The 22,475-nt window shown below is 72.5% G+C and carries 22 protein-coding genes; 11 read left to right on the top strand and 11 right to left on the bottom strand.

Translation table 11 applies throughout. From position 1 onward, the window contains the following. Positions 1-162 precede the first annotated feature (162 nt). The 3 genes from ADK65_RS26645 to ADK65_RS39400 all read left to right on the top strand — a co-directional run bounded on the left by ADK65_RS26645 (position 163) and on the right by ADK65_RS39400 (position 1,982). Entirely contained in the window at positions 163-1,323 is a 1,161-nt protein-coding gene (locus ADK65_RS26645; protein ID WP_053673405.1) for an ROK family transcriptional regulator, read from the top strand. Positions 1,324-1,486: 163 nt separating this feature from the next. Beyond that, on the top strand, positions 1,487-1,645 hold the full coding sequence (locus ADK65_RS38225; protein ID WP_199825719.1) for a hypothetical protein: 159 nt from the start codon (positions 1,487-1,489) through the stop codon (positions 1,643-1,645). Between the two features lie 70 nt (positions 1,646-1,715). Continuing rightward, entirely contained in the window at positions 1,716-1,982 is a 267-nt protein-coding gene (locus ADK65_RS39400) for a hypothetical protein (protein WP_053673403.1), read from the top strand. A 300-nt stretch (positions 1,983-2,282) separates the two neighbouring features. On the opposite strand, the gene ADK65_RS26635 is transcribed toward ADK65_RS39400, so the two are convergent. Together ADK65_RS26635 and ADK65_RS26630 are read right to left on the bottom strand one after the other, a co-directional pair. Further along, complete coding sequence (locus tag ADK65_RS26635; RefSeq protein ID WP_053673401.1) at positions 2,283-3,629, bottom strand: S1 family peptidase; 1,347 nt, start codon at positions 3,627-3,629, stop codon at positions 2,283-2,285. Positions 3,630-3,752: 123 nt separating this feature from the next. After that, on the bottom strand, positions 3,753-4,742 hold the full coding sequence (locus ADK65_RS26630; RefSeq protein ID WP_053673400.1) for a hypothetical protein: 990 nt from the start codon (positions 4,740-4,742) through the stop codon (positions 3,753-3,755). A 24-nt stretch (positions 4,743-4,766) separates the two neighbouring features. Here ADK65_RS26630 and ADK65_RS26625 point away from each other — a divergent pair, with 24 nt between their 5' ends. Next, on the top strand, positions 4,767-5,945 hold the full coding sequence (locus ADK65_RS26625; RefSeq protein WP_053673398.1) for a MalY/PatB family protein: 1,179 nt from the start codon (positions 4,767-4,769) through the stop codon (positions 5,943-5,945). 30 nt (positions 5,946-5,975) lie between these two features. After that, positions 5,976-6,356 (top strand): PPOX class F420-dependent oxidoreductase, encoded by a 381-nt coding sequence (locus ADK65_RS26620; protein ID WP_053673396.1) that lies wholly within the window; start codon positions 5,976-5,978, stop codon positions 6,354-6,356. 10 nt (positions 6,357-6,366) lie between these two features. Here ADK65_RS26620 and ADK65_RS26615 read toward each other — a convergent pair whose 3' ends face one another. Further along, positions 6,367-6,777, bottom strand: a complete 411-nt coding sequence (locus tag ADK65_RS26615; protein WP_053673394.1) for a Zn-ribbon domain-containing OB-fold protein — start codon at positions 6,775-6,777, stop codon at positions 6,367-6,369. Positions 6,778-6,928: 151 nt separating this feature from the next. Then, positions 6,929-7,597, bottom strand: a complete 669-nt coding sequence (locus ADK65_RS26610) for a TetR family transcriptional regulator (RefSeq protein WP_199825716.1) — start codon at positions 7,595-7,597, stop codon at positions 6,929-6,931. 218 nt (positions 7,598-7,815) lie between these two features. Here ADK65_RS26610 and ADK65_RS26605 point away from each other — a divergent pair, with 218 nt between their 5' ends. Together ADK65_RS26605 and ADK65_RS26600 are read left to right on the top strand one after the other, a co-directional pair. Further along, a complete protein-coding gene (locus tag ADK65_RS26605) occupies positions 7,816-8,511 on the top strand; it encodes a peptidoglycan-binding domain-containing protein (RefSeq protein ID WP_053673390.1) in 696 nt (231 codons plus the stop codon). 9 nt (positions 8,512-8,520) lie between these two features. Next, entirely contained in the window at positions 8,521-9,009 is a 489-nt protein-coding gene (locus ADK65_RS26600; RefSeq protein ID WP_053673760.1) for a flavin reductase family protein, read from the top strand. Between the two features lie 243 nt (positions 9,010-9,252). Here the strand turns inward: ADK65_RS26600 and ADK65_RS26595 are convergent, their stop codons facing one another. From ADK65_RS26595 to ADK65_RS26580, 4 genes are all read right to left on the bottom strand, one after another. Beyond that, a complete protein-coding gene (locus ADK65_RS26595) occupies positions 9,253-11,646 on the bottom strand; it encodes a SpoIIE family protein phosphatase (protein WP_078956153.1) in 2,394 nt (797 codons plus the stop codon). A 107-nt stretch (positions 11,647-11,753) separates the two neighbouring features. After that, positions 11,754-12,320 (bottom strand): antibiotic biosynthesis monooxygenase, encoded by a 567-nt coding sequence (locus tag ADK65_RS26590; protein WP_053673388.1) that lies wholly within the window; start codon positions 12,318-12,320, stop codon positions 11,754-11,756. Positions 12,321-12,363: 43 nt separating this feature from the next. Next, positions 12,364-12,744, bottom strand: coding sequence for a hypothetical protein (locus ADK65_RS26585; RefSeq protein ID WP_199825711.1), 381 nt, complete (start codon positions 12,742-12,744; stop codon positions 12,364-12,366). A 259-nt stretch (positions 12,745-13,003) separates the two neighbouring features. Continuing rightward, entirely contained in the window at positions 13,004-13,921 is a 918-nt protein-coding gene (locus ADK65_RS26580; protein WP_053673385.1) for a MurR/RpiR family transcriptional regulator, read from the bottom strand. Positions 13,922-14,076: 155 nt separating this feature from the next. Here ADK65_RS26580 and ADK65_RS38985 point away from each other — a divergent pair, with 155 nt between their 5' ends. Further along, positions 14,077-14,238 carry a hypothetical protein gene (locus ADK65_RS38985; protein ID WP_199825710.1) on the top strand — a complete coding sequence of 54 codons (162 nt, stop codon included), beginning with the start codon at positions 14,077-14,079 and terminating at the stop codon, positions 14,236-14,238. Between the two features lie 52 nt (positions 14,239-14,290). Beyond that, entirely contained in the window at positions 14,291-14,692 is a 402-nt protein-coding gene (locus ADK65_RS26575) for a DUF3662 domain-containing protein (RefSeq protein WP_053673383.1), read from the top strand. A 19-nt stretch (positions 14,693-14,711) separates the two neighbouring features. On the opposite strand, the gene ADK65_RS26570 is transcribed toward ADK65_RS26575, so the two are convergent. From ADK65_RS26570 to ADK65_RS26560, 3 genes are all read right to left on the bottom strand, one after another. Further along, positions 14,712-16,376 carry a phospholipid carrier-dependent glycosyltransferase gene (locus ADK65_RS26570; protein WP_420709088.1) on the bottom strand — a complete coding sequence of 555 codons (1,665 nt, stop codon included), beginning with the start codon at positions 16,374-16,376 and terminating at the stop codon, positions 14,712-14,714. Between the two features lie 36 nt (positions 16,377-16,412). Further along, a complete protein-coding gene (locus ADK65_RS26565; protein ID WP_053673379.1) occupies positions 16,413-18,332 on the bottom strand; it encodes a phosphatase PAP2 family protein in 1,920 nt (639 codons plus the stop codon). A 201-nt stretch (positions 18,333-18,533) separates the two neighbouring features. Then, complete coding sequence (locus ADK65_RS26560; RefSeq protein WP_053673377.1) at positions 18,534-19,442, bottom strand: N-acetylglucosamine kinase; 909 nt, start codon at positions 19,440-19,442, stop codon at positions 18,534-18,536. A 252-nt stretch (positions 19,443-19,694) separates the two neighbouring features. Between ADK65_RS26560 and ADK65_RS26555 the strand changes: the two genes are divergently transcribed. Continuing rightward, positions 19,695-20,840 carry an ROK family protein gene (locus ADK65_RS26555; protein ID WP_053673375.1) on the top strand — a complete coding sequence of 382 codons (1,146 nt, stop codon included), beginning with the start codon at positions 19,695-19,697 and terminating at the stop codon, positions 20,838-20,840. A 274-nt stretch (positions 20,841-21,114) separates the two neighbouring features. Beyond that, entirely contained in the window at positions 21,115-22,440 is a 1,326-nt protein-coding gene (locus ADK65_RS26550; RefSeq protein ID WP_053673373.1) for an ABC transporter substrate-binding protein, read from the top strand. Positions 22,441-22,475 lie beyond the last annotated feature (35 nt).

The raw sequence follows: 22,475 nt of genomic DNA, 5'->3' as shown, positions 1-22,475 counted from the left end.
CCTCGCTGCGGCGGCTCGTCCTCTGGCGGGACTTACTTTTGGTGCGAAACAATTGCTGCGTCAAGGGCCCTGCAAACATCTTTTCCCAGGAGCCGACATCTGCTTAGAGTGGTCATGTTGGTTTCAGTGCGAAAAAAAGGAGTGAGGGGAGTCGGACCTTTCATGACCGAAGGAACCTCCGGCTGGCTGCCGTTGAGCCCGGGCGAGCGCTCCGTGGCGATCGAGGTACTGGTCCACGGTCCGCTGTCTCGCACGGAACTCGCCCGCAGGCTGGGCCTGTCGGCCGGCAGCCTCACCCGCCTGACCAAACCGCTGATCGAGTCGGGCCTGCTGGTCGAGGTGCCCGAGGCGGGGGCGCCCGCGGAGGCGCGTCAGGGCCGCCCCTCGCAGCCGCTGGACGTCGTCGCCGACTCGGGCTTCTTCCTCGGTTTCAAGATCACGGAGGATGCGGTCTACGGTGTCGTCACCACCCTTCGAAGCCACATCGTCGCCCGCCACGACCGCGCACTCACCACCCACGACCCCGCCGAAGTCGCCGATCTGCTGGCCGCGATGACCGCCGAACTGGCCATGGGTCACCCTCGCCTCGCAGGGATCGGCATCGGGGTCGGCGGCTTCGTCCAGGACCGCGCGGTGGTCGGCGAATCCCCGTTCCTGCTGTGGCGGGACGTCCCCCTGGCCGAACTGGTCGAGGAGCGCACCGGCCTGCCGGTGGTCGTCGAGAACGACGTCGCGGCCCTGGTCGAGGCGGAGACCTGGTTCGGCGCCGGGCGCGGACTGGACCGCTTCGTCGTCCTGACCATCGGCGCCGGCCTCGGCTACGGGCTGGTCCTGGGCGGCAAGCGGGTGCCCTTCGCCGAGGAGGACCGCGGCTTCGGGAGGCACTGGATCGTCGACTCCCACGGGCCGCTCACCCCGGACGGCAGACGCGGCAGTGCCGTCTCGCTGCTGACCATCCCCAGCATCCGCTACCAGGTCCGGGCCGCCACCGGTGAGGACCGCACCTACGAGGAGATCCTCGCCCGCGCAGCCGCCGGGGACCCGATGCCCGCCCGGGTCGTCGGCGAGGCGGCGCGAGCCCTGGGCACGCTCGTCGCGCAGATCTCCAACTTCGTGATGCCGCAGAAGATCCTGCTCGCGGGGGAGGGCGTCGGGCTGATGGACGTGGCGGGCAAGACCGTCGAGGAGACGGTTCGTGAGCTCAGGCACCCGCTCGCCGCACCGGTCGGCCTGGAGACGAAGGTGTCCGACTTCCACGACTGGGCCCGTGGTGCGGCCGTGCTGGCCATCAAGGTGCTGGTGCTGGGGTCGGCCGAAGCGTGAGCGACGGTGAACTCGCCGCAGGCGAAAGGTGCTCACAGGCGGTTGATGTGAACAGCCTCACGTTTACCGGGAGATGGACGTGATCAGTAACACTGTCCGAAATGCCCGTTTGGCTCGTGATGACTCACATCGCCTTCACGTCCGGCGACGTATGCTTCACAGCATGTCCACCACTGTTGAAACCTCATCCGAGCGATCGGCTGACGAGGTCAACGAGGAGATCCGTGCGCTGTGGCGCCGGTCGGGCGGGACACTGAGCGTCGAGCAGCGCGAGGAATACCAGCGGCTCGTCCTGGAGTGGGCCGCCGCGGCCCCCAACTAGGCGCCCGCGGCCCGCTTCGTTCCGGCCCGTCGGCGCATCGGGCCCTCGTCCAAGGGCACCCCTGATCCCCATGGGTGCCCTTCTCGCACTGTCCTCGGCCGTCGTCTACGGCATCGTCGTCCCCCAAGCTCTCGACTTGCTTGAGCAGGGTGGTGCCCCCACCGTCGGCGGTCTGCTGTCCCGGCGCGCACATCACACGGCCGTCACCTTCCTCGGCCGGCTGGGCGGGTTGCTGCTCGCCTGCGCCGGCGCGCTCCTCCTGCCCGTCGGCGCCGTCCGGGGTGCCGACCTGTCGTGGGGCGCGCTGTCCGGCGTCGGCAGCGGCACCGCCATGTAGTTCCTCAACCGTGGGCTGAGCAGGGGGGGATGGGGGCACCTCCCTGTTCGAGCGAAGCCGAGAGCTTGGGGGAGAGCCTCGTGGTGCCGGTCAGCGCCGTCACCGGGGTCGCGCTGTCGGCGCTGTGCGGGGTGCTCGTCCTCGGCGACCGCCCGGGCGCCGTCGCTGGGCTCGGTATCGCCGTCACGGTGCCCGCCCTGTGGTTCGTGGCCGGTGGCCGGGGCGGCGCGGGGAGGGGAACGGCGGACGGGTACCGTGCCGCTCACGCTGGGCTGACGGGGACGCCCCCCCCGGCCTGTCTCACCCCCAAGTCGCCGAATAGTACTGCCGGTACGCCTTGCGGTCCTGTTCCGCGCGGATCCAGCGGGTCGCCACGAGGGCGACGAGGCTGCCCGCGATGACGAGCATGCCGGGGCCGACGTTGCGCGGGTCGGTGAGGCGGCTCAGCAGGGTCGACACGTCCGTGCCCGTGACCGGCGCCGACGTACCCGGCGAGGCCGCGCCCTGAGACGCCGACGGGGCGGGCGCGGCGCCCGTGCCGCCGGCCGACTTGGCCACGATCAGCTTGACGCCCAGCTCGGTCAGCGCCTTGGTCACCGGCTGGAAGAACGTCGTACCGCCCGCCTTGCAGTCCCCGCTGCCGCCCGACGTCAGCCCGAGCGCGATGCCGTCGGCGAACATCGGGCCTCCGCTGTCACCGGGTTCGGCGCACACGTTGGTCTCGATGAGGCCGCTGACCGTGCCCTCGGGGTAGTTGACCGTGGCGTCGAGCGCGGTCACCTCTCCCTCGCGCAGTCCGCTGGTGCTGCCGCTGCGGAAGACCTTCTGCCCGACGTCCGCATCGGCGACGCCCGTGATCCGCACACCCTTGCCGTCACCGACCGCCACCACGTCCGCGCCCTTGCCCGCGCGGCCGGCGTCGTACTTCACCAGGGAGTAGTCGTCGCCGGGAAAGCTCCCCTTGAGCGAGGTGCCGACCTGCTGCCGGCCCCGGTCGTCGGCGAACCAGACGGAGCCGTCGGGACCGCAGTGCCCCGCCGTGAGGATGAAGTCGCTCTCCCCGTCGGTCACGTTGAACCCCGCCGAACAGCGCCCGGCCGTCGACAGGATGGGCTGCGCGCCGTTCAGTCGTGTCGTGAACGTGCCCTCGGTGCGCTCCATGCGGACGAAGGAGCCGATGCCCTCGGCGACCTCGGTCATCCGGGACCAGGCCGAGGCGGAGACGGTGCCGTCGCCCCGCACCACCACCTGGTTGTTCTTGTAGTCCAGGGCCCACGAGGTGCCGGAGACCCGGGGGGCCGAACGCAGCGTCGCCGCTGCGGACTTGAGGTCGCTCATGCTGTGACCGACCATCTTGGCCCGCGCCCCGGCGCGTTTCACCTCGGCGGCCGCCTTCTCGTCGGTCACCGCGACGACCGGCCGCCCGGACGAGTCGATCCAGCTGCCCGCTGTGCGCGCGTCGCCGAGCCGCGACACGAGGTCGGCGCCCTCACCGGTCGCGGGTGGTGCGGTGAAGGGGACGCCGATGACCGGAGCCGATGGCTCGCTCGCCACTGCGTTGGTGACCATGGCTCCTCCGAGGAGGAGTCCGCCGACGGCCGCCAGCCGTGTCACTCGCCGGACGACCCGTCGTCGTGCGTGCCTCATGCATGGCTCCCGAACCCGAACATCACGCTGCGAACACCGCGGGGCCCTCCTTGAGTTGAGTGCCCCTCATCCATACGGGGCGCAGCCCTGCCGCGTTCAGCGCACGGGTGATCTCTTCGGGCGTCACCCGGCGACCGGGTCCGCGAGCAGCGCCCCGCTGCGGGCGTCGCCCCACACCGAACCGGGATCGACGTAGGGCCGCAGAAGGGCGGTGAGCGCCGGATCCCCGCGGCCGTTCAGCTCGTCGGAGGCGATCTTGCGGGCGATCCCGGCGAGGAAGTCCGCCACCTGCACCCGTGCGTCGTCCCGTGCCACGACGAGCCGCAGCCCGGCCAGGCCGGTCCCGGCCCGCCGGGCGGTCCCCTCGATCCACGCGATGCGGTCGGGCGTCAGCATGTTCTGCCGGTCGTGCACGAGGTGGACGGGCAGGCCGTCGCGGCTCCAGAGGGCGGCCGTGCGCACGATCGCCGGGAGGAGCGGGTTGAGCAGCGGGATCAGCGGCGGCCCGGCCCGAAGCCCGTCCCGGTAGGCAACCGCCCGGTGCCGGGTGGCGGCCAGCCGCCCCAGGACGCTCGCCGCGTCCGTCCCGGGCCGCTCCCGGAGCAGGGTGTCGACGGTGCCGTAGAAAGCGTCCACCGGGTCCTCGTCCTGACGGACCCGCAGTAGCCGGTTGGCCGCCAGGAGGAACGCCCGCCAGCCGGCCTCCCCGAAGGCCGGGCGCCCCGCGCGGAACAGAGCGGCCGCCTCGGCCGTGTCGTCCAGCAGCAGGCCGAGAGTCCGGTCCACCACGAAGAACGTCTTCTCCATGAGGTGCACCCGCGCCCGTCCGTGGATCGGCCCCCGCGGCGCGAGCAGCCACTCCAGCACCGCGCGGTGCTTCTCCCGCAGCAGGTGGTTCGCCTTGTACTCCTCGGCCGGTGACCTGATCCTGTCCCGGATCTCCCGCACCGTCGCCGCGGCCGCCGCCTCGGACAGCGACACGCCGGCGTGCGCGAACACGTCGGTGTTCCCGCCGGTGAGGTTCTCACCGTCCGAGCCCGACTCGTCGCAGGCGATCTCCAGCAGCGGGTGCGCCGCCCCGTCCCGATGGCTCTCCGCACGATTCCCGCTCACCGCACCGCCCCCTATCGTGTGCCCATGACCAGGATCCCGCACGAGTCGTCCGGTGAACCTAACCCCCTGCAGGCCCTCACTCTCGACCGCCTCCGGCAGCGCACGAGCATGAAGTGGCGCACCTACCCCGAGGACGTGCTGCCGCTGTGGGTGGCCGAGATGGACGTGCCGCTCGCCGAGCCGGTCGTGCGGGCCGTGACCGACGCACTCCACCTCGGCGACACCGGCTACCCGGCCGGCACCGCCTACGCGGAGGCCCTGGCCGCCTTCGCCGGGAAGCGGTGGGGCTGGGACGGGCTCGCCGTGGAGCGCACCGCGCTCGTGCCGGACGTCATGCTGGGTGTCGTCGAGATGCTCGGACTGGTCACCGGACCCGGTGACACCGTGATCGTGAACCCGCCGGTGTATCCGCCGTTCTACCAGTTCGTGGAGCACATGGGCCGACGGGTGGCCGAGGCCCCGCTGGGGGCGGACGGGCGGCTGGACCTCGACGTCCTGGAGGAGGCCTTCCGGCGGGCCGTGACGGACCGGCGACGGGCCGCCCATCTGCTGTGCAGCCCCCACAACCCGACCGGCACCGTGCACACGGCCGCGGAGCTGTCCGCCGTCGCGGCCCTCGCCGAGCGGTACGGCGTGCGCGTCGTCGCCGACGAGATCCACTCCCCGCTGGTGCTCGGCGGCACCGGGTTCGTGCCGTATCTCAGCGTGCCGGGTGCCGAGCGCGGCCTGTCACTGATGTCCGCCTCGAAGGGCTGGAACCTGGCCGGGCTCAAGGCCGCCCTCGCGATCGCCGGGCCCGGGGCCGCCGCCGACCTGGAGCGGATGCCCGAGGAGGTGGGGCACGGTGCCGGCCACGTCGCCGTCATCGCCCACACCGCCGCCCTGCGCGACGGCCTGATCTGGCTGGACGCCCTGCTGGCCGGGCTCGACGCCAAACGGCGGCTGCTCGCGGACCTGCTGGCCGAGCACCTGCCCGGGATCCGTTACCGGCCGGGTGATGCCACCTACCTGGCCTGGCTCGACTGCCGTGCCCTCGGGCTCGGCGACGACCCGGCCGATGTCTTCCTGCGCCGCGGCAGGGTCGCCCTCAGCTCCGGCCTGCCCTTCGGCACGGGTGGCACCGGCCATGCCCGGCTCAACCTGGCGACGCCGGACGAGGTGCTCACGAAGGCGGTGCGCGCCATGGCGGCGGCGCTCCACTGAGCCCCGGGGCGCGCTCGTACACTGCCCGCCATGGACGACACGACGCTGGACGCGCTCGGGGCGGGAAAGTACCTGCTGCTCACCAGCTACCGCAAGAACGGCACGCCGGTCGCCACCCCGGTCTGGGTGGTGCGCGACGGTGCGGCACTCGGCGTGTGGACGGCCGCCGGCTCCTGGAAGGTGAAGCGGATCCGCAAGCGCGCCGACGTACTCGTCGGCCCCTGCGACCTGCGGGGCAACCCCACCGGCGACCAGGTGCCCGCGACGGCGGAGATCTGCGACCCCGCGACCACCGCCCGTTACCGGCGGCTGATCGCCCGCAAGTACGGCCTGACGGGCCGGCTCACCCTCCTCGGCAGCCGGTTGCGCCGGGGCGTGGACGGCACGGTGGGCATCCGCATCGCTCTGTGATGAGGAGGTGTCAGCTCCAGGCCCGGTAGGGCTCGTCCAGGAGCTGGAAGACCGGCTCGCCCCGAACCGGGTCCTTGGCCGTGGACAGGCGTACCCGGTCGCCGCTGTGGATGCCGATCGGCGGGCCCATCACCCGGCCGCGCACCACGAACCCCTCGGCCATCTCGATCAGCGAGACGTTGCGCGCCGCGGGGGTGTTGCGGTGCACCACGGTGGAGTGGCGCACCGTGCCCGTGCCCTCGGCCCGCTCCGTGCGCAGCTCGCTGCCCCGGCAGACCGGACAGAGCACCCGGTGGTACATGGCGGTGCCGCACCAGGTACAGCGCTGGTAGAGGATGGCCTCGGAGTCCTGGCCCCTCGGGTCGAGCAGACCCGTCGCGGAGCCGGCTGCCTGCTGAGCGACGCTTCCTGAGTGGTACACGCTGGTCAACTCCCTGCACTCGGCCGGAATCCGCGTACGCGATCACTCGCGCACACGGGTGCGCGGCTCGCCGTGCCACCGTGCACGCAGCACAGGGTATGGCACTCAGTGCCACTCGTAAAGGCACTCCGTACCCTCAATGTGGGGAGACTCAGCCCCGCCCCAGCGTCGTCTCGATCTCCTGCACGACCCGCCACAGCGGTGCCCCGCGCCGCGACACGACGACCACCACGTCCTCCGGCTGCTCCATGGCGGGCGGGACCGGTACGCCGCCGAACGCCGACTGCACATAGGCCAGCGCGCGGTCGACCGCCGCGCTCGCCTCGCCCTGACCGTCCGAACGCAGCCAGGAGCGCAGCGCGTTGTTGTGCGCCGCGACCACCGCGGCCGCGATCACGTCGGCCCGCAGGGTGCCCTCCCGGCAGGCGGCGAAGCGCCGGCGCAGGTACGCGGCGAGGGCCCGCTCGTAGCGCCACACCACCGACAGTTCGTAGGCGCGCAGCCCCGGGACCTGCTTGGTGAGGCGGTAGCGCTGCACGGAGAAGGTCGGGTTCTCGGCGTACATGCGCAGCACGAGCCGGGCCGCGTCGCAGACCCGTCGCACGGGTTCGTCGTCGTCGGAGCCGTCCGCCAGGAAGGCCGTCATGTCGGCCAGGCAGCGCTCGTGGTCCGGGAAGACCACGTCCTCCTTGGAGGGGAAGTAGCGGAAGAACGAGCGCCGGCCGACCCCGGCGAGGGCGACGATGTCGTCGACGGTGGTCTGCTCGTACCCCCGCTCCAGGAACAGCTGGAAGGCCGCCGCCACCAAGGCGTCCCGCATGGGCGGTTTCCCGGTGCCCGCCTCGGCTTTCTCGAAGCTCATGAGCGCGAACGTAGCACCCGGAAGGGACATGGCACTCGGTGCACTCGCACGGAGGTACTCAGTGCACTGGCCGCCGGGCGTGGCCGGCCTCTGAACCCCGGGTGCGATGGCCGCGTATCCAAGGTCGGACGATCCTCGAAGACGGGCGCCCCGGGGCCCGGACGAAGGAGAACAACGTGTCGACACCGTCCGAGCCCAGGCCGCCGCAGGACGGCCCGGCCCTCGAACCCATCCGCGTCCTGCGGCCCCGCCGCACCGACGCGCTCGCCGAACTGATGCGGGAGTTCCGGCAGGAGACCGCTCGGGAACCCGGTGACCACGAGTCCGTCGCCCTGCCCGGACCGCCGGGCGGCTCCGAGGCCCTGACCCAGGAACTCCCGCCCGTCGCCCGCGAGATGCGCCGGCCCGCGCAAGCCGCACCCCCGGGGGCCGGGCTGCGCCGTGCCGCCGTCGCGGTGGCCGTCCTCGCGGCCGCGGTGATCGGCGCCGGCGGTGCGCTCCTGCTCCGCGGCGAGCACACCGACGACCAGGCCGCGCCCGCGCCGCCCCGGTCCGCCCCCTCCACTCCTGACCCCACGCCCACAGCGGCCCCCACCTCGCCCGCCCCGCCCGCCGCGCCCGTGGACCCGGACGGCGCCGGCACCCTGCGCGAGGGAGCGTCCGGCCCCGAGGTGACCGAACTCCAGCAACGCCTCCTGCGCATCCCGGACGTCTACCGGGACGGCTCCACCAGCGGACGCTACGACCCCACCCTCACCGCGGCGGTCGCCCGCTTCCAGCTCTGGTACGGCATCCGCGGCGACGAGACCGGCGTCTACGGCGACGACACCCGGGCGGCCCTGGAGTCCCGCACCCCGGCGGACACGAGCTGATGTGTGACCATGGCCGGCATGGACGAGTTCATCGACCGGCTGAACCCCGAGATGTACGTGGTCACGGCCGCCGCGGGAGGTGAACGAGCGGGCTGCCTGGTCGGTTTCGCCTCGCAGTGCTCGCTGCGGCCGGTCCGGTTCGTCGTGTGGCTGTCCGAGCTCAACCACACCTTCCGGGTGGCCCGGAACGCGGACGTCCTCGCCGTGCACCTGGTCGGCCGCGAACAGCGCGCCCTCGCCGAGCTGTTCGGCGGGCACACCGGCGACCGGACCGACAAATTCAGGGACGTGCCTTTGCGGGAGGCGCACGGCGGGGCCCTGGTCCTCACGGACGCGCCGGCCTGGTTCGTCGGCCGGATCGTGACGCGCACGGGCGGCGGCGACCACATCGGCTTCGTCCTCGACCCGGTCGAGTGGGGCGGCGACCAGGACGACGACGGGCCGCTGCTGCGCCTGTCCGACGCGGTCACCATCGACCCGGGCCACCCGGTCGACTGACGACGCTCCCCGCTGATCGAACGCCGGGCAACGGCTGGGAAAAGCAGCGGACGGCGACGCCACGCGGCCGCACCCTGGTCCGGGGCGACGCACGAGGCGCCCGAACCGCCGCGAACCGAAGGCCATGCCCATGAACGGCTCCCGCATCCCCGGCCTGGTGCTGCCCACCCTGTTCCTGCTGGCCCTGCTCGTGGGCCTGTGGTGGTACTGGCGTCACCGCGGGGACTCGTGAGGCGGCGTGCCCTACCGGTCCTCAGGCCCGGGGACCCGGACGTCCACCACGCACACGTCGTCCCGCCGCACATCGGGCAGCATCCGCGCGAGCAACGGCCCCAGCGACCCGGGCCCGTCGCCGTGCGGGGCGGCCACCGCCTCGGCGAGCTGCTCCAGCCCCCGGTCGATGCTGTCCGGTGGGTGCTCGACCAGGCCGTCGGTGTACAGGATGAGCCGGTCGCCCGGGTCGAGACGGCACTCCGCCTCCTGGTAGACCGGCCTGGCGGCCGCCCCGAGCAGCATGCCGCCGGGGCGGGCCAGATACCGTGCCCGCCCGTCTCGCAGCAGCAGCGGCGGGGGATGTCCCGCCTGGGCCCAGACCAGGCGCCGGCGGCGGGGCTCGTAGCGGGCGAGCACCATCGTGGCGGTGGTGTGGGAGTCACGTGAGTGCAGCAGCAGCGTGTTCAGCCGGGCGAGCGCCCCCGTCAGGGACGAGCCCGTGATGACCATGCCCTTCGCGGTGAACCGGAGCTGGGCCATCGTGGCCACGGCGTCGACCCCGTGCCCGGCGACGTCGCCGACCACCAGCAGCGCGTCCCCGTCGGGCAGTTCGATCGCACTGAACCAGTCACCGCCCACGTGCACACCCGACTGGGCCGGCAGATAGGCGACCTCGACGCGCAACCCGGCCAGGTGCACCGGCCGGTTGGACATCGGCAGCAGCGCGTGCTGAAGGCGGGAGGCAAGGGTCCGCTCGGCCTGGAGCACGTCGTGCTGCGTCAGGATCGCCCGCTCGCTCTCGACCAGTGCCAGCTCCGCACGCCGCCGGGCGGTCATGTCCTGTACGAAGCCGTGCACCTCCACGGGTGTGCCGTACCGGTCGGGCACCGCTTCCGCCACCAGCCGCAGATGCCGGATGCCGCCGCTCGTGCGGATCCGGAACGGCACGTCGAACGGCCGCCCGTCGTGGACGAGTTCCCCGACCGCGCGCGTCAGCGCCGGCGTGTCCTCCGGCAGGGCGAGCTTCGGCACCTCGGGCAGGGGCACCGGTCCGTGCGCGGGGTCCCGGCCGACGAGGGAGAACACCTGGGTCGACCAGGACGCCTCCTGCGTGGCCAGGTTCCAGTTCGCCCAGCCGAGATTGCCCAGCCGTTGCAGGTCCGCCAGGCGCTGTTCCTGCCGGTCGGAGGAGCCGTGCCGGATCCATGAGACGACGAGGGCGTCGCCCAGCGGCGCCACCCGTGCCCGGTAGACGGACAGCTCGGCGACGCCCGCCACGACCTCCTCGTGCGCGAACGGCTCGCCCTCGTACGCCGACCCGGTGGCCAGCACGTGCAGACAGCCCTGCCACACCGGCTCGGCCGCCAGGGCCGGGCGCAGCTCCAGCAGGCGCCGCCCGGCCGGTTCCTCACCGGTCCGGCCCAGCAGATCGCCCACCTGGGTCGTCGCGGCCTCCACCCGGAAGTCCTCGATCTCGCCCGTCGCGGACCGCAGCGGTGTGAGCAGCATCGCCGCCACCGGCAGCGCCTCGAACAGCGCCTGCACCGCGTCCGTGGCGGCGTCGGCGTCGCGCTCGGGCGGGATCTCGAAGGCGCGCAGCCGGCCGGCGCACAGAGCGGTGACGCCCCGCAGGTGGGCGCGGTCGCGTGGGGTGAAGGCCCCGGCACGGCCGCGCAGCACACCGATGCAGACCTCGGCGGAGCCTGCGGCGAGCACGGGCAGCCAGGCCCGCGAGCGCCACCGGTCGGGAGGGTCCCCGATGAGCAGGTACCGCCGCTCGTCAGCGGCGAAGTCCTCCAGCCAGCGCGGCTCGCCCGCCTGCAGCGCGTCCAGCGCCGCCATGCCGCTCAGCGGCGGCACCTGGCACCACTGGGCCGCCAGTTTGTCGTCGATCCCCGCGTGCCCGATCAGTCCCAGGCCGCCGTCGGGCCTGCGGGTGTAGATCAGGACCGCGTCCGCCGACATGTCGGGGCCGAGATGTTCTAGCAGGCACCGGGCGAGGTCGTGCGGTGTCATCACCCGAACGAGGGCCTGGCCGAGACGGGCCAGGGCGGCGGCGACGTCGTCCGGTACCCCCGGCTCCTGCAGGGCACCGGCCCGGCCGGGCGCCTCGATGCCGTAGGACTCGCTCGCCCTGCCCGGGCCGGACGGCATCGGCGCGAGTGTGCCGAGGGTGATCCAGCACTCCTCCAGCAGGGTGTGGCGGGCGGACTTGGCCCGCTGGAGCAGCTGCTCACCCGCCGCGTCCGCGGAACAGCCGGTCAGCGCCATCACCGCGCCCTTGGCCCGTTCCACGACAGCGGAGACGGCCGCCTGGTCGCGCAGCCGGTCCATCTCGGCGCGCTGCCGGGCGACGATCTTGGCCAGTTCGACCAGGTCCGGTGCGGCACCGGACTGCGCCGGCGTCACGGGCTCGCTCGTCACGCGTTGAGCATTGCACACCTGGCCCGATTCGCAGACCGCCTTGCGCGCACGGACAGCTCGTCCGCCTCCGTGGTCCCTTCTGTCACATGTGCCTCAGGGGAAACCGGTCAGTGGCCGTCGCGCGGGTACAGCCACAGCCGCAGCAGCCGGCTGAGGCGCGGCATCACGAGGTACGTCAGAAGGGGCAGCAGCACCAGCGGGAAGACGGCGGCCCGCAGGGGCAGCGGCCAGGTGGTCGTGTGAGGTGTCACCAGCCACTGGATGAGCAGGGTGAAGGGGTAGGCGCCGAGGAAGGTGGTGAGGACCATCTTCCAGCGGGGCGGGGCCTGCACCGTGGTGCCGGGCAGGCTGAACCATGTCTCCATCCCGCTCGTCGACTGGCGTTCGCTGCTGACCTCGGTGGCGACGTCCTCGATCCGCCGGTGCCAGCGCGCACGCTCCTCGGACTCCAGCCAGGCGGCGAGCCGGTGCTGATCGGACCAGCGCAGCACCGCGTGGTAGCGGTGGCCGTCCTCGGGGGTCAGCCACGAGACGCCCTCGTTGCCGGGGAACTTCCTCGCGCAGCGGGTGATGCCGTGCGTCCACTCCTCGAACCGCTGCTCCCGGCCGGGGCGCACCTGCCAGGTCAGGACCGTGGTCACCGGCTCACCGCGCCGGGGTTTCGTGGTGCTCATTCCTCCACGTGTGCCACGCGCGGCGGCCGTCATGCCCGGTGGCTCAGGGCTGGCGGTTCGCCTCGACCAGGGCCTGGGTGACCGCACGGACGCTGCGCGCGATGTGCTGGAGCTGCATGACCTCGGCCGCGTACAGCTTGATCGTGTGCTCGATGACCCCCTCGTGCAGGCCCAGCCCGGGCAGGTCCGCGCGGGCGGTCTGCAGGGCGGTGCGGGCGATCCGGATCTCGTTCTGGACCTGGATGTGGGCGTGCCGGGCGAGGAGGACGGGGTGGCGGACGAACACGGGGTAGCCGGCGTAGCGCGTGGGCACCAGTTCGCGCAGCCATCTGGCCGCCGAGCGCTCCCAGTCGTAGCTCCCGGGCGTCTTGACCTGGCAGGGCCAGTCGGGGCTGATGCGCGTGGTCGTCAGTTGCATGATCATCGCTTCCGGGTGTGCGGCGTCGTAAGGGTGGACGACGGGTCGGGGCGGCCCCGGCCTAGGGGATGACCGGGGCCGCCACGAACACCCGGGACCCGGAGTGGGTAGGACCCGGCTCCACGGGTGCGGAACGGATCCGGAACCGGCCGGGTCGCGATCCGTGAGCAGTATTTATATATGCCATCCGGTTTGCAAGGAGCATGAAAACATTCATGCGTGCTTTGTTGTGGATGGTCCCGTTGTGGGAGACCCCGGGCGCAGCTCAGTCCCTGAGGAAGAACTGGTGCTGGTCGGCCACCTGCTCGTACTCCTCGAGACGCGCCTGCGTCCGCTCCGGATCCGCGTCGGTCATGGCCTGCAGCAGCGCCGAGCACATCACGCCCGGGGCCGCATAGGAGTCGAACACCAGCCGCGACCCCGTCCCGATGGCGAAGACGACGTCGGCCTCGTCCGCGAGCGGCCCCAGTGCCAGATCGGTGATCAGCGCGACCTTGAGCCCGGCGCCCCGCGCGACCCGCACGGCCGTCAGGGTCTCCTGGGCGTGCCGGGGCATGGAGAACGCCAGCACCCAGGTCCCGCCCGCCTCACGCGACTGCAGCAGCGCGTCGTAGGCGACGCTGCCGCCCCGCGTGACGAGGCGTACGTCCGGATGGATCCGGCGGGCGGCGTAGGCGAAGTACTCCGCGAGCGAGACGGAGATGCGCAGCCCGAGGACCGTCAGGGGCGCCGACGACGAGAGCTTGCGGCCGACGTCGATGACCATGTTCGGGTCGGCCAGGTCCCGCCGCAGGTTCTCCAGGTTCTCGATCTCCGCGTCGACCGCCGCCTGCAGCTCGTTGCCCCGCATCTCCTCGGCCGGGCCGCCCGCGAGGGTGCCCAGCGCGATCGACTGCAGTTTCTCCCGCAGGGCCGGGTAACCGCTGAAGCCGACCGCCGAGGCGAACCGCGTCACGGAGGGCTGGCTGACGCCGACCCGGTCCGCGAGATCGGTGATCGACAGGAACGCCGCCTCGGTGATGTGCTCGATCAGGTACTGCGCGATGCGCCGCTGTCCCGGGGACAGCCGGGGACGGTCGAAGAGCGCCCTGAGCTGGGCGGACGGGGAGACCTCCGCTTCGGGGGCGGCTTTCCCCGAAGTGATCGCGGATGCCTGTGCGCGTGCCTGCTGCGGCGATGGCACCGGTGCGCCTCCTTCGTCTCCCACGGACGTTCAACATAGCTCACGCACAGGGTGACCAGGGCTTCTCCGGACAGCATGAGCTGCCCGGCAGGGGGTTACCCGTACGCCGGGCGGGAACCCGCCGCCGCACAGACCCGAAGAGAGGAGCCCCCGTCATGACCGTCCCCGAGGAGAACCGGCCCAAGACGGAGACCACCGGCGAACTGCTGGAACAGCACGACGAGAACCGCACGCGCCCGCCGGGCGCCACCGGTCGCACGATGCGCGAGGCCCTGGAGGAGGCCGAGGTGCGCCCCGACGACTTCGACGACCGCTAGGGCCTGTCCGACACCCCGGCCAACCGACGACGCATCCGGCAGGAGAGACGGCATGGGCGCGCTGAGTGCGCTGGAACAGACCCTGGAGAACCGCTGGGACGCGCTGTGGGCGCGGCTCCTCGACAAGGAACCGGTGGAGGTCGTCGACGCCCTGCGGCGCGAGTGCGACGACAACGCCGTCGTGTGCCGTGAGGGCCGCGTCATGGTCCCCAACGCCTACGACGTCGAACTTCCCGACGACGTGCACGACCATCTGACCCGTACCGGCACCGACGTGGGCCAGGCGCTCACCGACAGCCTGTCCCGCCACGCCGAACGCCGCGGCTACGAGTTCGCCGGCCCGCTGGCGGTCCATGTGGCGAAGTGCCCCGACGTGCCCAACGGCCGCTACCGGGTGGCGAGCAGGGTCATGCAGCACGTGAGCGCGGACGGGTTCTTCTACGCGACCCACTGACCCGTGCGGGCCACGGCACTCACCGGCGGTACAGCGTGATCGAGTGCCCGACATCGTCGACGGGGCGGCTGCCGCCGATCAACTCGGCCAGCCGCCCCGTGGCCTTCGCGGCCGCCGAGTCCGACACGGCCAGCAGCCCCCGCACCTCACGCAGTGGCACCCGCCGGGGATCCGACGCCTCGACGCCGTACGCGGACGGCACCCCACCGCCCTTGTACACGAGCCACACCCGCTCACCCGGATACCGCTCCCGCAACCGGTCCGCGAGCCGCCCGAGGTCCTGCCCCCAGTCCACGTTCGAATCGTGCAAGTACTCCCGGGTCCGGTCCGGCCCGCCGAACGCCTCGTTGGAGTAGGGCAGATAGAAGGGATACGTCCGTACCGAACTCACCGCGGTGAACGCGATCAGCACCACGACCCCCACGGACACCCACCGCCGCCGCGCCACCAGCACGCACCCCGCCGCCACCGCGAGGAACAGTGGCAGGAACACGGCGTACCGGGTCCCGAAGTCCCGGGCTCCCTGCATGGCGGCCGCCAGCAGCACCAGGGGAACGGCCAGTACATAAGGGGCGGCAGGCCGCAGCCGCCGGAACCCGGCGACGGCCGCCGCACCCCCGGCCCACAGCACGAGCATGCCCAGCGGCGTCTTCACCAGCAGCGCGGCCGGCAGGTAGTACCAGAGCGAGCCGTCGTACAGCCGCCCGAACAGAAACCCCTGCCAGGGACGGTTCTCCAGCCCGAACTGCACGCGCATCCCGTCCCGGTAGGCCTCCGGGAACGGCATCACCTCCACCAGCAGCCCGCGCAGCCCGTGCACGACCGGCACATGCTGCTCCGGAGCCCAGCGCAGCCGCGGATCCACCATCAGATACGTGACCCAGACGACGGCGACCGCGGCCAGGACCACACCCGATGCCGCGACCACGGCCCGGCGCCGGCCGGCCCCGCAAGCCCGCCGCACGGACACCACGGCCAGCACCGCCATCACCGGCACGGCGGGCAGCGTGCTCATCTTCGTGGCCAGCGCCGCACCGAGCGCGACTCCTGCGAGCGGCACGTACAGTCGCGGTCTGCGACGCGCCCGCCACACCAGCCATGCCGAGGTCAGCGTGAACCCGGCGGCCGGTACGTCGAGGGTGGCGAGCGAGCCGTGGGCGATGACGTCGGGGGAGAAGCAGTACAGCGCGAGCGCGGCCGACCCCGCGGCGAGCCCGGCCAGTTCCCGGGCGAAGGCGAACACCACCCACCCGAACGACAGGGTCAGCGCGATCATCGGGAGGCGGGCCCACAGCATCAGCCGCCAGGGGTCGTTGCCCGACCCGTACAGCAGGTGCCGGCCCAACTGCCCCTGGTCACCCGCGAAGCCGGGGTCGACGTGCGGATCCGTGAGGGCGACCCCCGCACCGATGACCAGCTTGCCGAGCGGCGGATGCTCGGGGTTGTGCCGCAGCCGGTGCTCGTGCACGTACTCCGCGGCCGCGCCCGCGTACACCGGTTCGTCGATGGTCGGGGTCTGCCGCACGGCGGTCGTGCCCATCGCGAAGGCCATCTGCGCGAGCAGCAGGGCCACGAGGAGGGCCGGCGGCCACCGTCGGCCCGGCCTGCGGGCGCTGCCGGCCGCTGCCGGGGGCGACAGCGACACGGGCCGCGGTACGGCGGGAGCGATCCAGAGGTCCCTCATGGGCCCACTCTGCATCAGCCCCCGCCGTAGAAAGCGTTACCGCCTCACGAGTCGCACCGACAGACCGTCAGCCGTGTACAACGGCACGGCCCGCAGCGACGCCGAGTCCAGCTCGACGCGGTCGAACCGGCCGCGCAGCTGTGAAGCCGACAGCACGGCTACGGTCGTGCCCGCGGCCGGCGGCCGCTCCGCGTCCAGCCGCAGGGACAGCACGCTGCCCCGGCCCAGCAGAACCCGCCGGTTCACCGTGAGGGCCGGGCCCTGGTTCCGGCGCAGCCGCAGCTCCAGCGTCGACTCGCCCTCCTGGACGTACGAGCCGCGCACCCGCGCGACCTCGTCCGCGCGGAGCGTGCCGCCCGTGACCCGTACGTCGCCCGCGCCCAGGGCGCCCGCTGAGGCGGCGACCAGGGTGCCGGCCTCGACGGCGGTTCCGCCGCGGTGGCAGTTGTGGCCCGTCAGGGTGAGCGTGCCCGAACCGCGCTTGGTCAGACCGCCCTCGCCCTCGATGTCGTTGCGCCAGCTGTCGGCCGCGTGGAAGCCCCCGGCCGCCGCGTCGAGCGTCACGGTGACGTCCCGCTCGAAGGCGCCGTACCCGTCCGCCGCGGCGAACAGGTTCAGCCGGCCCCACTGCTCGAAGCCGTCCAGCAGGACGTATCCCGACGGCAGCGCGGTCGTCCGCAGCACCTCACGCCGCTGGGCCGCGGTCAGGTACGGCAGCCGCGTCTCCAGCAGCACCTCCGCGCCCTTCGGGACCGTGAGCGGGTCCTCGCGGCCGCGGCGGGGCAGGATGTACGTCAGCCGGGGCCGGGCCGCGCGGGCGTTGGCGTCCCGGTCGGCGTAGGGGTCGGTGCCGGTGTCCGCGGAGTGCGCGTACGCGTACAGGGTGTCGGCCGTCGTGCCGGTCTTCTCCGTGAAGTAGGCCAGGGCCTGGGCCCGGGCCGCCGCCTTCAGCCCGGAGTTGGCCGGGTCCGCCAGGGTGGCGGCGGCCAGCGCGGTGGCCATGATCCGGCCGCCGAGCACGTCGACGGGGGAGTGCATGCCGGCGACGATCCGGGTGTGTGCGAGGTCCAGGGCGTGCGTCACCAGCTCCTGGAAACGCTCGGGCACCGCGTACGCGTAGGCCAGCGAGGCCAGGTGCAGGGCGTTGGTGTGGCCGCTGGGGAAACCGCCGTCCTCGGCCGGCTTGTCGCTGCGCTGGCGCAGCAGCTGCGGGGCGACGACGACCTTCGACTCGTACACCGGGAAGCCGAACTCGTCCTTCCTGCCGGTGTCGACGACCTCGCTGTCCTCGTTCATCCGCCAGGGCCGCGGGTACTGATAGGCGAACTTCGACGGGTTGCCGGAAGCCCAGTTGCCGCGCAACGTGTCCACCAGCCGGGCCACCTGGCCGAGTTCGGAGTCGTACGAGCCGGCGCCCAGCGCGGAGCCCGCCGGGGCGCCGGCCGGCACGGCGTCGTCGATCTTGGCCGGCGGTGTGCCGTCCGGGGCGCCGGTGATCGACGTGACCGCCTTGGCCCCGGTCTTGTAGAGGGCGGCGAGCGGGCCGAGTCCGTCGATCATCGCGTAGCTCTGGTGCTGGCGGTCGACGACGAAGGCCTTCTTCGCCTCGGCGTCGGTGCGCTCGGCGGTGATCCGCTCGCAGTAGCGCACGTTGGCGCGCAGTATCTCCGGCATGAGCGGGGTGCCGGTGTTCCAGGCGCCGCCGGTCTTCCATATCCGGGCGAAGCCTCCCAGCGCCCGGACGACCGCGTTGGTCTCGGGAGTCTGGTTCGCCAGGACGTTGGTCTTGTAGTCGTCGACGAACGCGGCGGGAGCGGTGGCTGCCTTGGCGTCCGCGGCGCTCAGCCACCCCACGAAGGCCGGCGCGGCGACCAGCGCGGCCGAGCCGCCCAGGGAGGTTCTGAGGAAGCCCCTCCGGTTCAGGGTGGGGGAGTGGTGCCCGGCGGATGACGGCATGGGTGTGCCTCTCTTCAGTTCTGCGGCCCTGCGGCCGGGTGCGGTCGTGCGATCTTGCCTGATGCGACGGGGAGTTGAGTGCCCCATGCGTCAGGTGGTGCTACGAGCGAAGAACTACGGCCGGGTCGTGTCCCGTCGGCGAGGGTGCCGCGGCCGGGACATGTCCCGCGGGTGAACGAGGGGCACCCGCGATCCGGCGCGTCAGAGCAGCGATCGTGCCAGTGCCACCGCGCCCTCGACCGGCGGCTCCCGCAGCGGCCTGGTGCGGGCCGCGGGCACGGTGGCGGCGAGGCCCGCGGTGAGGGCGTCGTAGAGCGCGGGCTGGGACAGGACGGTGCCGCCCGCGACCACCACGTCGTCGACGACGGCCCCGCGCGCGGCGAGACGGGCGACGAGTGCGGCGAGGGAACGGCCCGCGTCGGCGATCACGGCTCGGGCGAGCGTCGAGCCCGCCTCGGCGGCCGCGAAGACGACGGGAGCGTGCCGGCCCCACTCGGCGGAGACGTCGGTGGCACTCTCCAGGGCAGCGCCCAGCGCCGGTACCTCCGGCACGCCCAGCGACGCCACGAGGCCGAGAGCCAGCTCGTCGGGTTCCTCGCCCCGGTCGTGCGCCGCCCAGACGGCACGGGCCGCCTCCCGGACGAGACCGGCGGCGCCGCCCTCGTCGCCCAGCACGGCCCCCCAGCCGCCCACCTGGACAGCGGTGCCGTCGGGCAGCCGCCCCACGGCGACGGATCCGGTACCGGCGACCAGGCCGACGCCCTTGTCCAGACCGGCGGCGGGAACGAGGAGCTCCGCGTCGCCCACGACGAGCACGGGCACGCCGAAGGCACTCTCCAGACCGTCGCGGATCCGCGCGCACTGGCGGGGCGTCTCACAGGCGTGCGCGCCCACGGCCAGAGCCGAGGGCCGGGCGCCGGACGGCAAGGTCTCGCGGACCAGGCCGGTCAGCCGGGCGACCGCGGCCGCGGTGTCGTGCGGCCGCCAGCCGGCGCTCGAACGGACGTGATCGACGACGCGGTGGTCCCCCGCGAAGGCGCGGAGGTGCGTCTTGGTGCCGCCCACGTCGATGCCGAGCACGAGAGTGCCGGCGGAGGTGGAGTCCTGCACGGATCCTCTTTCGTCGGTGCGCAGTGCTGCGACGGCGGGCGAACCGTGCCTGAGAGAAGGGCAGTTGACAACTCTGGAAGCCCCGGGACGGGCCTCTGGCGGAGTCACGGCAGGCGAGTACCGTGACGTTCGTTAGGAAGTTAACTAACGAAGTACAGTGCGTCAAGAGGAATCCCATCGCCGCATCCACGGAGCCGTTCGCCAAGCCGACCGCCCCGGGGAGAGCGGCCCGTGACCTGTGTGGGGTAACTGTTGGAACAAGACCTGGCAAGAGCCCCCCGACTGACGGAGAGCGCGGCCGCGGTGTTCGCCGTGCTGGCCGCGGCCGGCCATGCGACCCGGCCCCAGCTCGCGAGCCTCGCGCGCCTGTCCAAGCCCACGGTCTCCTCCGCCGTCGCGGAACTGGAGAGCGTCCGGCTCGCCGCCCACTCCGGAACCGCCTCCAGCGGCACGGGACGCAATGCCGCCGTCTACCGTCTCGGGCCGGCCGCGGGGGCCGTGCTCGCCGTCGACCTCGGCCCCGCCCTCACCCGGGTCCGCGGCTGCGCCCTGGACGGCACGCTGCTCGCCGAGGCCACCGGGCCCCGGGAGGGCGCCGCCGACGTCGTGCGCGAGGCGCTCGACGCGCTGCCCGCCGGCGCCCCGCTGCGGACCATCGTCGTCGCCGTCGGTGATGTCACCTCCCCGCGCGAGGAGGGTGCCGGCATGCGTCCGGCGACCGCCAAGGCCGGTCCGGTCTTCGACGCCGTGACCGTCGCGCTGCCGCCGGGCGTCCCCGTCCACCTGGAGAACAACGTCAACTGCGCCGCCCTCGCCGAGCTGCACGAAGGTGCCGCCCGTGGCCGGAACATCTTCGGCTACCTGCGGATCGGCGTCGGCATCGGCCTCGGCATCGTCGTCGGCGGCCAGGTGCTGCGGGGAGCGAACGGCGCCGCAGGTGAGCTGGCCCGGATTCCCTACCCGTGGGACGACGGGCGCGAGCCCCGTCACGAGGCCCTGGAGGAGTACATCGGCTCGCGGTCCCTGCTGCGGCGCGCCGCCGAGGCCTGGCCGGCCGCCGACGGGCCGTGTCCCGGCACCGTCGAGGAGCTCTTCACCCTCGCCGGACAGGGTCGTGCCGCCGCCCGCGCCGTGGTCGACCGCCATGCCGTGGACGTGGGCCGGCTCGCCGCCGCCGTGACCGCGGTACTGGATCCGGGGCTGGTCGTGCTGGGGGGCAGCACCGGCGCGTACCCGCAGCTCCTGCACGGGGTGCGGGCCGAGCTCGCCCGGCTGAGCTGGCCCACCGAAGTCGTCAGCAGCACGGTCGGTGATCTCGGTACCGTCGTGGGTGCCGCCAGGCTCGCGGTTTCCCGAGGAGTCCAAACCGTGACCGAGGTCGCCGGGGCGAAGGATTGACGGCCTCCGACTCGTCGTGCCAATGTCCGGACAAGCGCTTTCTGAGTCGGCCGGGACGCCGACTCCGGGTGAGCCTCCCGCCCGTACGCGAAGTACGGCAGCCGCACGAGGGCGTGCTTGTGCGACGCCGGCCGTCATGGCCGGGGACCCCACCCGTCAAGGCGACGCGGCCGGGCGAGGCCGCGCCCCTAGAAAGCGAAATTTCCTGCAAAATGCACCCGTGCCGCCTCGGCTGGCGCCGTGCTTCTTCCGCTACGAAGAAAAGGGATCGAACATGATCAGTGTGGGTGTGCGGCGCTCCCGCCGACTCGGTGGCGGCATACGCCGCGTGGTTCCCCTCGCTGCCGTGGCCACGGCAGGTGCCCTTCTGCTCACCGCCTGCGGGTCGGGATCCGACTCGGGCGGCACGTCCAAGTCGCTGACGTTCTGGATCTCCACGGTTCCGGGCCAGGACGCGGGCTGGAAGAAGATGGTGTCGCAGTACAAGAAGGACACCGGCGTCACCGTCAAGCTCGTCAACATCCCCTACGACGGCTACACGACGAAGCTGCACAACGCCGCCCAGGCGAACTCCTTGCCCGACGTGGCGGCCGTGCCGGCGCTGGACCCGATCTGGTCGAGCAAGCTGATCGACCTCAAGTCCATCGCAGGCAAGAAGAGCAACAACATCAACGCCAACTTCCTCGCGAAGGACTCGTCCGGGAAGGTGCTGGCCATCCCCTCGGACGTCACCGCGTCCGGCATGTTCATCAACAAGTCGCTGTTCAAGAAGGCCGGCGTCTCCTTCCCGACCTCGCCCCAGAAGACCTGGACCTGGACCGAGTTCATCAAGGCGGCGAACAAGGTCCGCGAGAAGACCGGCGCCAAGTACTCCCTGACCTTCGACCAGTCGCCGTCCCGGCTGCGCGCCATGGTCTACGAGATGGGCGGGAAGTACGTCCACGCGGACTCCTCCGGCAAGTTCTCGGTGGACGCGGCCACCAAGGAGGCCGTGAACACCTTCGTCGGGTGGAACGACAACAAGACCATGCCGAAGTCGGTGTGGACCAGCGGCGCCGACCCGTCCGCCATGTTCCAGAGCGGTGACGTGGTCGCCTACTGGTCCGGTGTGTGGCAGGTCGCCGCCTTCTCCGAGAGCATCAAGAAGTTCGACTGGGCCAGCGTCCCCACCCCCGCCCAGCCGGTGCAGGCCAGCGACGTCAACAGCGGCGGCCTGATGGTCGGCTTCAACAACAACGGTGACGCGGCCACCGCCACGAAGAAGTTCCTGTCGTGGGTCTACGAGCCGGACAACTACCGCGTGCTGTGCGAGGCCTCCGGCTTCCTGCCGGTCGAGAACGGCCTGAACCCGAAGTACCCCTTCAAGTCCGAGGCGGCCCAGGCGGCGTTCAAGCTGTACAACGAGTCGATTCCGCTCTACGCCCCGATCTCCGGCTACTTCAACGGCGCGCAGACGCAGTGGGTGCTGAAGGGCAAGAGCCTCACCGAGGACCCGACCAAGACGGAGCTCGGCAAGGCGATCAACGGCCAGCAGTCGCCCGACAAGGCCCTGGAGAACATCGTGGCCGGCTACAACCAGCAGGTCGGCGGCGGATCGTAGGCCGCGGGGCCGGGCGGCGGGGGTGAGACACCGCC

It is taken from the genome of Streptomyces sp. NRRL B-1140 (assembly GCF_001280065.1).
Taxonomy (GTDB): domain Bacteria; phylum Actinomycetota; class Actinomycetes; order Streptomycetales; family Streptomycetaceae; genus Streptomyces.
The sequence above is the reverse complement of the archived record's forward strand: the minus strand, read 5'-3'. Positions and strand labels throughout refer to the sequence as shown.